The following is a 13,104-nucleotide window of genomic DNA, read 5'->3' as shown; positions in this document are numbered from 1 at the left end:
GCGCGTCCATCAGTCATTCAGGAGGAAGTATGCAGACGATTCCCGCCGCGGTACTCGACGATCTGGCCCCGCAAGGCGTGTTGCGCGCGGCGATCAATCTCGGCAATCCGGTGCTGGCGCAGGCCGGGCCCGGCGGTAAACCGCAAGGCGCTTCGGTTGAGCTGGCTGCCGCGCTGGCTCGCGAACTGGACGTGGCGCTGGAGCTGGTGACCTATGACGCGGCCGGCAAGGTGTTCGCCGACCTGGACAGCGGCGCCTGGAACCTGGCGTTTATGGCCATCGAACCGGTGCGCGCGGCGCAAATTGCCTTCAGCGAACCCTACGTGATCATTGAGGGGACTTACCTGGTGGCGAACGACGCGCCTTACTTTGAGGTGGCGCAGCTCGACAGGCCGGAGGTGCGCATTGCGGTCGGCCAGGGCGCTGCGTACGATCTGTTTTTGTCGCGTACGCTGCAGCAGGCGCAGCTGGTGCGGGCGGCAACTTCCGCCGAGGCGATCGCGCTGTTTTTCGAACGCGGGCTGGAGGCGGCGGCCGGCGTGCGTCAACCGCTGCTGGCCGCCGCGGCCGCTCATCCCGGCTACCGAGTGCTGGATGGGCATTTCACCGCCATTCGCCAGGCGATGGCGGTGCCGAGGCAAAAAACGCAGGGCGCCGCCTACGTGAACGCGTTTATCGAACGCTGCAAGGCCAACGGGCTGGTGAAGGCGGCCTTGCAGCGCAGTGGCCAGGGCGAGGTGACGGTGGCGCCGCCGGCCGCCTCGGCGTGATCAGTTCAGCTCTACCGCGTACTGTTCCACCGGGGTGATTTTCTTGATCAGCTTGTTGTCGAACAGGAACTGTTCGTAAGCTTGGTAGCGCGCGCGATCCAACTTGGCCGGATCGCGGGCGAACAGCGGCAGGCTGGCTTGCCACGCCTGTTTGTTCAACTCGGTATTCAGCTCCGGGTGCGCCTTGGCGAACGCCAGCCAGGTGTCCTGCGGGTGCGCATGCAGGTAGTCGCTGCCTTGCTTCAACGCGGCGAGGAACTTGCGGATTTTCGGCTCGTTCACCGCATCGCGGTTGGCGACGATGATTAGCTCGTCGTAGGCCGGCACGCCGTAATCTTCGACGTTGAACACCACCGGCGTCTTGCCCTGCAGCTTCAGCTCCAGCGCTTCGATGTTGCGGTAGCCGCCGATCACCGCATCGACCTGGCCCGCCAGCAGGGCGCTGGTCAGCTGGAAGTTGACGTTGATAAGCTTGATGTCCTGCGGCTTGAGGTGTTCGTGTTCGACCATGGTGGCCAGCGTCGCTTGTTCGATGCCGCTGACCGAGTAACCCACCGTTTTGCCCTTGAGATCCGCCGGCGACGTGATGCTTTTGTCCAGCGCGATCACCGTATTCAACGGCGTGTTGATCAGCGTGCCGACGCGCATCAGCGGCAGGCCCTGATCGGCGAAGAAATGCAGCTGCGGCTGATAGGTGATGGCGAGGTCGGCCTGTTTGGCGGCCACCAGCCGCGGCGGCAGCGCCGGATCGGACGGCGGCACGATCTTGACGTCCAGCCCTGCGGCCTTGAAGGCGCCGATCTGCTCGGCCACCATAATCGGCGCGTGATCGGGGTTGATGTACCAGTCGAGCACCAGCGTCAGCTTTTCGGCCGCGCCGGCCTGGCCGGTGATGGCGGCGCCCAGCAGCAGCCCGCAGAGGGTTTGTTTGATCATGGTCGTTCCTTTATCCCTGGTTATGATTGCAATCATCAGTCGTTTTCCGGCGCCCAGGCGATCAGGCGCCGCAGCAGCGCATCCACCGCGGCCCACAGCAGCACGGTCATCAGCACCAAAATAAACAGCGCGGCGAAGCAGACGTCGGTCTGCATGCGCGCGTTGGCGTTCAGCATCACGTAGCCCAGCCCTTCGGCCGAGCCGACCCATTCGCCGATAATGGCGCCGATCGGCGCGACGGCGGCGGCCATGCGCAGGCCGGAGCCGAAGGCCGGCAGCGCCGCCATCAGCCGCACGTGCCGCAGCTGCGCCCAACGCGAAGCGCGCATCGTGCGCGCCAGATCGAGATAGTCGTTGTTGACCCGGCGCAGCCCGTCGAAAAAGGCCGACACCACCGGGAAGAAGATCACCAGCACCGCCATCGCCACTTTGGCGCTCATGCCGAAGCCGAACCACAGCACCAGCAATGGGGCCAGGGCGAACACCGGTATCGCCTGGCTGGTGAGCACCAGCGGCATCAGCCAGCGCTGCAGGCGCGGCGAGAAGATCATGCACAGCGCCAGCGCCGCGCCGAGCAACACGCCCAGCACCAGCCCGCTGACGATCTCCGAAGCCGTGACCAGCGTGTGCCAGGCGAGATAGCCGCGTCCGTCCCACAGCGCCTGCGCCACTGCGCCCGGCGTGGGCAGCAGAAAGGCCGGAATGCCGCTTTGCGCCGCCAGCCACCACAGCAGCAGCAGGCCGATGAAGACCGTCAACCCACGCCGCAGGCGGGTGAAGCCGCGCTCTTTGGCGATATTCATTGCGCTGCCCTCACCATTTGCAGCAGCAGCTCGGCCTGGCTTTTCAGCAGGTCGGCGTCATCCGGCGCGCGCGGCGGTTGCCCGCTGATGCGGTGGGTATCGTCGAGGCCCAGCGGCCAAGGCGACAGCACCAGCAGCCGGTGGCTCAGGCGGCAAGCCTCCATCGGATCGTGAGTGATCAGCAGCACGGTGTTTTGCGCCAGCAGCTCGGCGGCCAGGCTCTGGATCTCGGCGCGGGTAATGGCGTCCAGCGCGGAAAAGGGTTCGTCCATCAGCACGATCGGCTGGCGTTCGTAGAGCGTGCGGGCGATGGCGGCGCGCTGGCGCATGCCGCCGGACAGCGCGGCGGGCAGGCTGCGGCTATGCGCGGCCAGGCCTACGCGCTCGAGCAGGTGCGCGGTCCACGCCCGATCCGGCGCTTCGCCGCGCAGCCGCGAGCCGAGGGCGACATTGTCTTCGACGCTCAGCCACGGATAGAGCAGGTCTTTTTGCCCCATGTAGGCGATGCGCCCGGCGATCGGCAGGCCGTCGCTGCCGCTCACAGTGCCCGAGCTGGCCTGCGCCAGCCCGGCGATGATCTTCAGCAGGCTGGTTTTGCCGGCGCCGCTGGCGCCGAGCAGGGAGACGAAGCTGCCGCCGGCGATGTCGAAGCTCAGCCGCTCAAAGATCGTCTGTTGACCGAAGCGCAGAGTGAGATCCCGCACCTGGATGCCGGGCGGGAGGCGCGGGGAGGTCATGAGGCGTTCAGCCCCATTTGCCAAAATGCCGCTTCCAGCTGAGTGGCGGTGGTGAAAATCTGCGCCAGCTCGGTAAAGCGGCTTTGTGCGCCGCGCTGGTGGCCGACGGTTTCCAGCAGTTCGATGGCGGCGTGCACGCCGGCCAGATAGCCCTCGTCGCCGTAGTTGCGGATCCAGGAGGCGTAAGGATTGCCCTCCATTTGGGTGGCGGGATCGTGCAGCAGCCGCAGGCCGATTTCGGCATAACCGGCCACGCAGGGCAGCAGGCCGGCCAGCAGATCGAGGGCGTCGCCGGCATGGCCGATGTCCAGCACGTAGCGAGTGTAGTTCATGGTTTCCGCCGCCTCCGGCTGGGCGGCGATCTGCGCTTCGCTCAGCCCCCATTCGGCGCAGTAGGCCACGTGCAGCGGCAGCTCGGCGACGATGCCGTTGAGCGAGGCGGTGGCGGCGCGCATTTCCGGCAGGGTGCGCAGCTTGCTGACCAGCAGCGCGTAGGCGCGGGCGAAGTGCAGCAGGAACAGGTAGTCTTGGGTCAGGTAACGGCGAAAAGCGCGTTCAGGCAAGGTGCCGGCGGCCAACTGCTGCAGAAACGGGTGATCGACGTAATTTTGCCAGTGGCTGCCGGCCTGTTGGCGCAGCCGGCCGTAAAGACCGCTTTCGAACAGGGTGGTGATGGACATGGGACCTCCTTGAGTCAGTGGAGATCCGGGCACGCTGAGGTATGAACAGGCAACGGGTGATCGCGCGGTTGCCTAACCGTCCCTTCGCTGGCATGACCCAGATCAGGTTCAAAGGGTTCGGCTTGCGCCATCTCAGCCCGTAACAGGACACCCCTCGGAGCTGCCTGTTATACGACATTTGTTTTTTGATTACAATCGCCGGGCGGCGCGGCGGCAATCGGTTCGTTTAGTGCGATCGGGGGCGATTTTGCTGGCGCAAAGCGCGCGATTTTTGTCACTGTAGGCCCATGTTTTGCCTTTGAGGACGATGCCCGATGAAAAAGATTGGTTTTCTCTCGTTTGGCCACTGGACGCCTTCCGCCCAGTCCGGCACCCGTTCAGCGGCGGATGCACTGCTGCAGTCCATCGATCTGGCGGTTGCCGCCGAAGATCTGGGGGCGGACGGCGCCTATTTTCGCGTGCACCACTTCGCGCGTCAGCTGGGATCGCCGTTCCCGCTGCTGGCCGCCATCGGCGCCAAAACCCAACGTATCGAGATCGGCACTGGCGTGATCGACATGCGCTATGAAAATCCGCTGTACATGGTGGAGGACGCCGGCGCGGCGGATCTGATCGCCGGCGGGCGGCTGCAGCTCGGCATCAGCCGCGGCTCGCCGGAGCAGGTGATCGACGGCTGGCGCTATTTCGGTTACGCCCCGGCCGAGGGCGAAACCGACGCTGACATGGCCCGTCGCCATACCGAAGTCTTTCTGGAAGCGCTGCGCGGTGAAGGGTTCGCTGAACCCAATCCGCAGCCGATGTTCCCCAATCCGCCCGGGCTGTTGCGGCCGGAGCCGTTTTCCGCCGGGCTGCGCGACCGCATCTGGTGGGGCGCCGGTTCGAACGCCACCGCCGTCTGGGCGGCGAAGCTGGGCATGAACCTGCAAAGCTCGACGCTCAAGAATGACGAGACCGGCGAACCCTTCCATATCCAGCAGGCCAAGCAGATCCGCGCCTATCGCGCCGCCTGGCAAGAGGCCGGCCATGCGCGCGAGCCGCGGGTTTCCGTGAGCCGCAGCATCTTTGCGCTGGTGGATCAGCGGGATCGCAACTACTTCGGCGGCGGTGGCAAGGAGGGCGATCAGCTCGGATATATCGACGCGCAGACCCGGGCGATCTTCGGCCGCAGCTATGCCGCCGAGCCGGACGTGTTGATCGAGCAGCTGGCGCAGGACGAGGCCATCGCCGAAGCGGATACGCTGCTGCTGACCGTGCCTAACCAGCTGGGCGTGGATTACAACGCCCACGTGATCGAATCGATTTTAACCCATGTCGCGCCGGCGCTCGGCTGGCGCTAAACGGAGGATGGCATGTCACGCATTTTCATTACCGGTTCGGTGGACGGGCTGGGCCGCGCCGCCGCGCAAACGCTGTTGGACGAAGGGCATCAGGTGATTCTGCATGCGCGCGCACCCGGCCGTCTGGACGCGGTGCGCGATCTGCTGGATCGCGGTGCACAGGCGGCGATCGGCGATTTGTCCGATGTGCAGCAGACTCGGCAGCTTGCCGAGCAGGTCAATCGCCTCGGCCGTCCGGACGCGGTGATCCACAATGCCGGCATGTTCACCGGGCCGCAGGTGATGCCGGTGAACGTCATAGCGCCCTACCTGCTGACGGCCCTGATCGAACGTCCCAAGCGAATCGTCTACCTGAGCAGCAGTATGCACTTTGACGGCGTGGCGGAGCTGAACGGCGTAGACTGGCTTGGCGGCGCCGCAGGTTCTTATTCGGACAGCAAGCTGTTCGTCACCACGCTGGCCGCCGCCGTGGCGCGCCTGTGGCCCGACGTCATCAGCAGCGCGGTCGATCCCGGCTGGGTGCCGACCAAAATGGGCGGCGCGGACGCGCCCGACGATCTGGCGCTGGGGCATGTGACGCAGGCATGGCTGGTGAGCAGCGATGAACCGCAGGCCCTGGCCTCCGGCGGTTATTGGCATCATCAGCAGCGCTTCGAGCCTCACGCGGCGGTACACGACGAGGCGTTTCAAACGGCGCTGCTGGCGCAATTGGCGCGCGCCGGCGGGGTGAGCTTGCCGCAGGTTTAAATGGCTATTCCTTCTAGGCCCGTCGGGTTGCCGGCGGGCTTTTTTATGCCTGCAGGGTGAACCGACGGCGCTTTTCTTATACAGTGGCTTCCTGACCTGTTTTGACCGTTCTCTCTATTATCGCCATGCACACATTCCTGATTATCGTCCCTGAAGGGGGCATGCTGTTCGAAGCGGCGGGCATCGCCGATATCCTGATGCAGGCTAATCGCCTGAGTGCCGCCGAGACGCCGCTGTATCAGATCGCGGTCGCCACCACGCAGTCTCATCGGGTGGTGCACGGCCTGTCAGGCCTGAGCCTGCTGGCCGACCATCGCCTGGCGGATCTCGATCCGTTCCTGCCGCGCGATACCGTGATCGTCGCCGGCAAAGGGGCGAGCGAAGAAGAGGGCGCCCTGGTGGCGGCTTGGCTGCGCCGCGCGGCGCCGCAGACGCGCCGTATCGCCTCCGTTTGCGGCGGCGCACTGTTGCTGGCCGAAGCCGGGTTGCTGGACGGACGGCGGGCGACCACCCACTGGCGACTGGCGGAAACGCTGCAGGCGCGTTTCCCGCAGGTGCAGGTCGAAAACGGCCCGATCTACGTGCAGGACGGGCCGATTTGGACCTCCGGCGGCGTCAGCTCCGGCTTCGATCTGACGCTGGCGCTGGTGGAGGATGATTACGGCTTCGTGCAGGCGCGCGAAGTGGCGCAGGATCTGGTGATGTTTCTGCGCCGCCCCGGCGGGCAGGCGCAGTTCAGCCGCTACCCGCTCAACCAGGCCAAATCGCCGGGCCCGATCCGCGACCTGCAGTCCTGGATCCTGGAAAACCTCGCCGACGATCTCAGCGTTGAACGGTTGGCCGAACGCGTGGCGATGAGCCCGCGCAACTTTACCCGCGTGTTCACCCGCGAGACGGGCATTTCTCCCGCCAAATTCGTCGAAGAAGGGCGGTTGCATACCGCCAGACAGCGCCTGGAGCAGAGTGCGCAAGGCATCGAACAGATCGCCCTGGCCACCGGCTTTGGCAACGGCCTTAACCTGCGGCGGGTGTTTGAGCGAAAACTGCAGCTGACCCCGAGCGAATACCGCGAACGCTTTCATGCGCGCAATTTGGCGTAAATTGATCGGTAAACGTCATTTACGCCGCTTCGAGGCAGGGCTAGAGTTGAGGCAAAGCCCAAAACGAGGAGTGCATCATGGTGAGAGTAGGCATTAATGGATTCGGCAGGATCGGACGCAACGTGCTGCGCGCGGCGCTGGGGCGCAGCGATTTTGAAGTGGTGGCGATCAACGATCTGACCGACAGCAAGACGCTGGCGCACCTGCTGAAATACGACACGCTTTCCGGCACCCTGGCCGCCAGGGTCGAAGCCGGCGACAACCAGCTGCTGCTGGACGGCCGGCCGATTCAGGTGTTTTCGCAGCGCGATCCCGCCGAGATCCCCTGGAGCAGCGTGGGCGTGGACGTGGTGATCGAAGCGACGGGCTTCTTTACCGACAAGGCCAAGGCGGAAGTGCACATCACGCACGGCGGCGCCAAGCGGGTGATTATCTCGGCGCCGGCCAAGAACGATGACATCACGCTGGTGATGGGGGTTAACGATCACCTCTACGATCCGGCGCTGCATAAGGTGGTCAGCAACGGCAGCTGCACCACCAACGGGCTGGCGCCCGCCGCACAGGTGCTGCATCAGGCGTTCGGCATCGAATACGGGCTGATGAACACCACTCACGCCTATACCAACAGCCAGGCGCTGCACGATCAGCCGGAAAAAGATCTGCGTGGCGCGCGGGCGGCGGCGGAGTCTATCGTGCCTTACTCCAGCGGTGCGGCCAAGGCGCTCGGCAAGGTGATCCCCGAGCTGGACGGCCGCCTGACCGGTTATTCACTGCGGGTGCCGGTGCCGGTGGTTTCCATCGTCGATCTGACGGTGACGCTGAAACGCCCGGCGACGGCGGAGGAGATCAACGCGGCGTTCCGCGCGGCGGCGGCGTCCGGCCCGCTGAAAGGGATCCTGGGGTACAGCGATGAGCCGCTGGTGTCGAGCGACTACCGGGGCGATGCGCGCTCGTCGATTATCGACGGTTTGTCTACGCTGGTGATCGGCGGCAATCTGGTGAAGGTGCTCGCTTGGTATGACAACGAGTGGGGCTTCTCCAATCGGTTGGTCGATCTGGCGCTGCTGATGGAAAAGCGCGGGCTGTAAACGCCCAACAGCAAAAAGCCCGCTTAAGTTGCCTTAAGCGGGCTTTTCTAAATATGGCTCCTCTGACTGGACTCGAACCAGTGACATACGGATTAACAGTCCGCCGTTCTACCGACTGAACTACAGAGGAATCGTGTGAACGGGGCGCATCATATCCAGCTGCCCCAGGTGTGTCAACGCTAAATTGCCCCAGGCGGTGCGACTGCTCGGTATCTGAGCAATAAGCCCGTCAATCAGCCCATTGCGCGTCGTTTTCTGCCTGGGCGCGCAGCAGGCGCGCCAGCGGATCCTGGCGGTAGAAGCGGCAAAAGTGCTGATACAGCGCCGGGAAGCGTTCGGCCAGCAGCTCGGGGGCGCTGAAGAAGTACTCCGACAGCACGGCGAAGCACTCGGCCGCATCGGTGGCGGCGTAGGCATCCATGCTGGCGGCCTCTTCGCCGACCATGTCGATCTCGTCCTGCAGGCTTTCCATCGCGGCGTGCAGATCATGTTCCCAGGCGGCCACCTCGCGCAGCGGGATCGGCGGCACGCCGGTGGCGACGCCGCCGTTGCGCATATCCAGCTTGTGTACCGCTTCGTGGATCACCAGATTAAAACCGGAAAGGTCGAAAGAGTCCTGCACGTCTTGCCAGTTGAGCACGATCGGCCCCTGTTCCCAGCTTTGGCCGGACTGCACCACCGGCCCCGAGTGCACCAGGCCGATCTCGTCCTGCCATTCGTCTTCCACCACGAATGGGGTGGGGTAGAGCAGAATTTCGTTGAAGCCGTCGAGGCACTCCGCGCCCAGCTCCAGCACCGGCAAGGCGAACAGCAGGGCGATGCGCGCCTGCATCTGCGAGGTGAGCTGCAGCCCCTGCAGCGGCACGATGCGCTTTTGCTGCAAAATCTGCCCGGCGACGGCCACCAGCCGCTGCCGCTCTTGCTCATTCAGCGGCGAGAGCAGCGGGATCGCCAGCGCGTCCCGCCACTGTGCCTGGGTATCCGCCTCGGGGTGAGAAGGTTGAGTCGCTTTCCACGGCCATTTAATCATCAGGTTGCTCGTAAAGTCGTCACTTGAACGTTCAGCGGTATGCTAATGCTGTAAAAATGCCGTAAAAGCGGGCATGATAGCAAGCGTTGTCAGGAGAGATGCCGGAGCGGCTGAACGGACCAGTCTCGAAAACTGGAGTAGGGGCAACTCTACCGGGGGTTCAAATCCCCCTCTCTCCGCCATTATTCAATCACTTACGAAAAAATCTTTCAACGATCCCCATCACAGTTAAAGCGCCCCGGCCCTGCAGGCCGACACGCCTTCCCCTTTGTTCTCGATTATTTCCCGACGCAATCAAACATCATTCGAACGCGCATCCAGATAGGCGGCATATTGATGCTCTGTCGCTTGACGCGCCTGATGACGCCGCTTGGCGACGATCATCGCCACCGTCAGCAGGGCGGGCAGCGCCAGGACGGCGAAAATGGTGCTGAAGCTCCAACCGAGCGCCAGCATTTCAGCCCCGGCCAGCGCGCTTAAGATAGCGCCCAAACGGCCGATGCCGTGCATCCAGCTGGAGCCGGTGGCTCGCGCTTCGGTGGGGTAAAAGCTGGCCGACAACGCGTTCATGCCGGTGTTGGCGCCCCCGATGCAGAACCCGATGGCCATCGCGCAGCCGCCCATCAGGAGGGGGTAACCCATCGCCATCCCCATCAGCAGAGTGAACAGCGCCCCCAACCCATAAATCGACGCCAACGCGCGATGCGGTTCGGATCTGTCCATCAACCACCCGGAAAATAGCGACCCTAATGTCCCGCCCGCCTGAAACAGCGCGGTGATGACCGCCGCTTGCGCGATGTTGAAACCGCTGTCTTTAATCAGCAGCGGCAGCCAACTGCCTAAGGTGTAGTACAGAAACAGCGCGCTAAAATACGCGCCCCACAGCATTAAACTGCCGAAGCGGTACCGTGCACTCACCACCAGTTTAACCGGATGAGTGCAGACCTGGCCCGGCGGGGGCAGAACGACGGTAGAATGTCGAAAATCGCGATCGGGCGCCAGTTTCGCCAGAATGCGCTGAATGCCGCCCTGATCTGCCCGTTTCGCCACCAGGAAACACACCGATTCGGGTAACGCCGCCATCAGCACGGGCGCGAACAGCAGGGGCAAGATCCCGCCGAGCAGCAGCACGGCATGCCAGCCGAAGCGCGGCATCAGCCAGGACGCGGCGAATCCGCCCAAGGCGGCGCCAAAGGTGAAGCCGCAGAAAACCACGGTAATCAAGAAAGCGCGGCGTCGGGCGGGCGCGAACTCCGCCACCAGGGTGCCGACATTCGGCATGGCGGCGCCGAGCCCCAATCCGGTGAGCAGGCGAAATAACATCATCTGCTCCATATTTTGAGAAAACGCCGTCACCAGCGTCCAAACGCCAAAAAAGAACACGCTGTTGATGATGACGACTTTGCGGCCGAATCTGTCTGACAATGGCCCGGATAGCATCGCGCCCAGCGACAGGCCAATCAGCGCCGCGCTGATCACCAGCCCCAGTTCGCGGTTAGTGATTTGCCAATCCGCCTTAAGCTCTGGCGCAATAAATCCCATGATAACGATATCGAATCCATCCAGAGCAATGATGCAAAAGCCGAGCAGCACGATCATCTTTTGCCATTTGCCTAACGGGCGGTCGTCGATCAGCGCCCGAACATTGATTGCGTTGTTTCCCGACATGGGGTGCTCCCGGTGCAGTAGTTGAGTGTCATCACTATAAGCAGCCCCTGGGCGGACGTTAAACGGCGATAATCGAAAAAATGTGCGTTTATCGGACAATTGAGCCGGCGGTGAGTGACGAGGCAGTGTTAACTTTATGTTATGAAAAGGGATTGCCGTGAGAATGGCGGCGCCGGAGGCCACTGAGAGTGTGAGCGCGATCATTAACCTTTTCAGTAAGATGGAAGAACAGGCGGGCCTTGATGGCCCGCGCGATTAACGCATGGCGGTGAGCCGAACCGGGGCGTTGGCGGCCCCAAAGCCGCGGTAGCCGCCTCGGCGCTCCAGAAGTTCGAAGAAGAAGCGGCCTTTTTCATAGGGCACGGTGTAGACATGCAGCAATTCACCGCCCTGATCGTCTCGATCGTAGAGCACATTGCCCGCTTGCAGCTGTGAGAGGAAAGCGGGGTCCAGATCGAAACGCGCTCTGAGATCGTGATAGTAGTTATCGGGAATACGCAGCGTTTTTAATCCGCGCGCCTGCGCCGCTTTCACCATGCTGAACAGATCCTCGCAGCCAAAGGCGACGTGCTGCAAGCCTGCGCCCTGATAGGCGGTTAGCGCCTGGGCAATTTGCGTTTCCCGGCTCACCGACATATTCAGCGGCAGCCGGATGGCGTCGTTGGGGCTGCGCAAGACGCGGCTGCGAACCAAACCCAGCGGATCGGGCAATTCCCACTCGTTGTCCTGCACAAAACCCGGCACGCTGCGCAGGAACATGATCCAGTTGCCGCTCGATTCATCCGCCAGCGCAATCGCCAGGTGATCGATGCTTTGCAGCGCGGGCGGCGGCGCGCTGCGATGCGTCAGATGAAAATCAGCGTGATAAATATCGTTCTTGGGATCTTCGTCCGCTTCCACCAGATAAATCAGGCTGCCGTCCGGTGCGCACAGCGCGGGGATTTGCCGCTCGTTGGGGCCGGTTTCTCCTTGCCAGATGGCGTACCCGTAGTCTTGCGCCCGTTGCAGTAAACGCGCTACGCCGCGCACCCGCCACGCCACGGCGCACAGGGAAATGCCGTGCAGGTGATAATAGCCGCTCGCTTGGCTTTCTGGCTGGGCATTCAGAATGACATTCACTTTGCCGTTGCGATAGAGGGCGACGCTTTTGGAGCGGTGCTCGCCGGCGTGAACCAATCCCAGCTGCGTCAGCCATTGGCCCATCGCCAGCCCGTCGTTGTGCGAGACGGCAAATTCGATAAACTCCAGCGCCAGCAAGGGCGGATGCGGCTGCGAATGGAATAAGGAACGTTCCATGAGCGAGGCCATGGCGTTGGGCAGCAGAGGCTGTTTGGCCAACCAGTCATAGGTTTGCTCCTCCAGCCACAACAACGATCGGAAACCGTCCTGGGCCGTGGGGAGTACCGGCGAGGCGCGGAAACCATCGTTAAATATCTCCAGCGACCAGGTGCCGCGATAGCCATGCGCGGAAAGTTGGGTCATGAACTGGGTCAGATTCAGCTCCCCCTGGCCGGGGAAGCAGCGGAAATGGCGACTCCAGGCGAGCACATCCATCTTCAACAGCGGGGCGTCCGCCAGTTGGACAAACACGATTTTTTCGGGCGGCACGTCCTCGAGGCCATCGAGGTTATCGCCGCGCGACAGGATATGAAAACTATCGAGAATGATCCCCAACGCCGGATGATCTACGGCCTTCACGCGCGCCCAGGCGTCGCGCCACATATTCACGTGACGTCCCCAGGCCAGCGCTTCATAACCGACAGTAATATCATACTCGGCGGCCAACTCCGCCAACGCGCGCAAATCGCTCACTTGCGTGGCCATGTCTTCGCTGCTGTCGGGCGAGACATTGCTGCAGAGCAGCATGCGAGAACAGCCCAGTTGCTGCATGACTTCGAACTTGCGCGCCGCGCGGGAAAGGTTCTGCGCCAGCGTTTCGCGCGGGCCTCCTTCGAAGTCCCGAAACGGTTGGAACAGTAAAATTTCCAGGCCCAGTTCGGCGCACAATTCACGGATTTCCGCCGGTGAGCCGGGGTAGTAGACCAGATCGTTATCGAAAATTTCGACGCCATCAAAGCCTGCGGCGGCGATAGCCCGCAGTTTTTCCGGCAGCGAACCCGATACCGAGACCGTCGCGATAGAACGTTTCATCATTGCCTCCAGTTAAGCGGTCATGGATGACCTGAAAGCGACCATTCAGCAGCGAGG

The 13,104-nt window shown here is 63.1% G+C and carries 12 protein-coding genes, 2 tRNA genes and 1 riboswitch; of the genes, 6 read left to right on the top strand and 8 right to left on the bottom strand.

The window, feature by feature from the left end:
* The first annotated feature begins 29 nt into the window (after positions 1-29).
* Entirely contained in the window at positions 30-770 is a 741-nt protein-coding gene (locus ACP3TA_RS21750; RefSeq protein WP_033643683.1) for a transporter substrate-binding domain-containing protein, read from the top strand.
* On the opposite strand, the gene ACP3TA_RS21745 is transcribed toward ACP3TA_RS21750, so the two are convergent.
* The 4 genes from ACP3TA_RS21745 to ACP3TA_RS21730 are packed head-to-tail and all read right to left on the bottom strand — an operon-like array spanning position 771 to position 3,926.
* Positions 771-1,706, bottom strand: coding sequence for an ABC transporter substrate-binding protein (locus ACP3TA_RS21745; protein WP_033643682.1), 936 nt, complete (start codon positions 1,704-1,706; stop codon positions 771-773).
* A 35-nt stretch (positions 1,707-1,741) separates the two neighbouring features.
* Positions 1,742-2,509 (bottom strand): ABC transporter permease, encoded by a 768-nt coding sequence (locus ACP3TA_RS21740; protein ID WP_033643681.1) that lies wholly within the window; start codon positions 2,507-2,509, stop codon positions 1,742-1,744.
* Positions 2,506-3,246 (bottom strand): ABC transporter ATP-binding protein, encoded by a 741-nt coding sequence (locus ACP3TA_RS21735; protein WP_033651821.1) that lies wholly within the window; start codon positions 3,244-3,246, stop codon positions 2,506-2,508. Before ACP3TA_RS21735 ends, ACP3TA_RS21740 begins: the two co-directional genes overlap by 4 nt.
* Positions 3,243-3,926 (bottom strand): TenA family protein, encoded by a 684-nt coding sequence (locus ACP3TA_RS21730; protein WP_089194926.1) that lies wholly within the window; start codon positions 3,924-3,926, stop codon positions 3,243-3,245. The genes ACP3TA_RS21735 and ACP3TA_RS21730 overlap by 4 nt, the downstream gene beginning before the upstream one ends.
* Positions 3,927-3,988: 62 nt before the next feature.
* Positions 3,989-4,091, bottom strand: a riboswitch (TPP riboswitch).
* Between the two features lie 149 nt (positions 4,092-4,240).
* Here ACP3TA_RS21730 and ACP3TA_RS21725 point away from each other — a divergent pair.
* The 4 genes from ACP3TA_RS21725 to gap all read left to right on the top strand — a co-directional run bounded on the left by ACP3TA_RS21725 (position 4,241) and on the right by gap (position 8,198).
* Positions 4,241-5,263, top strand: coding sequence for an LLM class flavin-dependent oxidoreductase (locus tag ACP3TA_RS21725; RefSeq protein WP_142002645.1), 1,023 nt, complete (start codon positions 4,241-4,243; stop codon positions 5,261-5,263).
* A 12-nt stretch (positions 5,264-5,275) separates the two neighbouring features.
* Entirely contained in the window at positions 5,276-6,010 is a 735-nt protein-coding gene (locus ACP3TA_RS21720; protein WP_033643677.1) for an SDR family NAD(P)-dependent oxidoreductase, read from the top strand.
* A gap of 125 nt (positions 6,011-6,135) precedes the next feature.
* Positions 6,136-7,110, top strand: coding sequence for a GlxA family transcriptional regulator (locus ACP3TA_RS21715; protein WP_426784648.1), 975 nt, complete (start codon positions 6,136-6,138; stop codon positions 7,108-7,110).
* A 77-nt stretch (positions 7,111-7,187) separates the two neighbouring features.
* The gene (gene gap, locus ACP3TA_RS21710; RefSeq protein ID WP_033643676.1) at positions 7,188-8,198 is read left to right on the top strand and encodes a type I glyceraldehyde-3-phosphate dehydrogenase; all 1,011 of its coding nucleotides are present in this window, start codon (positions 7,188-7,190) and stop codon (positions 8,196-8,198) included.
* Positions 8,199-8,252: 54 nt separating this feature from the next.
* Here gap and ACP3TA_RS21705 read toward each other — a convergent pair.
* Positions 8,253-8,328, bottom strand: a tRNA-Asn gene (locus ACP3TA_RS21705).
* A 99-nt stretch (positions 8,329-8,427) separates the two neighbouring features.
* Complete coding sequence (gene mtfA / locus ACP3TA_RS21700) at positions 8,428-9,228, bottom strand: DgsA anti-repressor MtfA (protein WP_033643675.1); 801 nt, start codon at positions 9,226-9,228, stop codon at positions 8,428-8,430.
* A 92-nt stretch (positions 9,229-9,320) separates the two neighbouring features.
* Between mtfA and ACP3TA_RS21695 the strand changes: the two genes are divergently transcribed.
* Positions 9,321-9,410 (top strand) — tRNA-Ser (locus tag ACP3TA_RS21695).
* 112 nt (positions 9,411-9,522) lie between these two features.
* Here the strand turns inward: ACP3TA_RS21695 and ACP3TA_RS21690 are convergent.
* Together ACP3TA_RS21690 and ACP3TA_RS21685 are read right to left on the bottom strand one after the other, a co-directional pair.
* Complete coding sequence (locus ACP3TA_RS21690) at positions 9,523-10,896, bottom strand: MFS transporter (protein WP_046687396.1); 1,374 nt, start codon at positions 10,894-10,896, stop codon at positions 9,523-9,525.
* 255 nt (positions 10,897-11,151) lie between these two features.
* Positions 11,152-13,047 (bottom strand): bifunctional sugar phosphate isomerase/epimerase/4-hydroxyphenylpyruvate dioxygenase family protein, encoded by a 1,896-nt coding sequence (locus ACP3TA_RS21685; protein ID WP_198808810.1) that lies wholly within the window; start codon positions 13,045-13,047, stop codon positions 11,152-11,154.
* Between the last annotated feature and the right edge of the window lie 57 nt (positions 13,048-13,104).

The organism is Serratia sp. 2C06 (assembly GCF_050037615.1).
GTDB lineage: Bacteria > Pseudomonadota > Gammaproteobacteria > Enterobacterales > Enterobacteriaceae > Serratia > Serratia ureilytica.
This window is presented reverse-complemented; position numbering and strand designations above follow the sequence as displayed.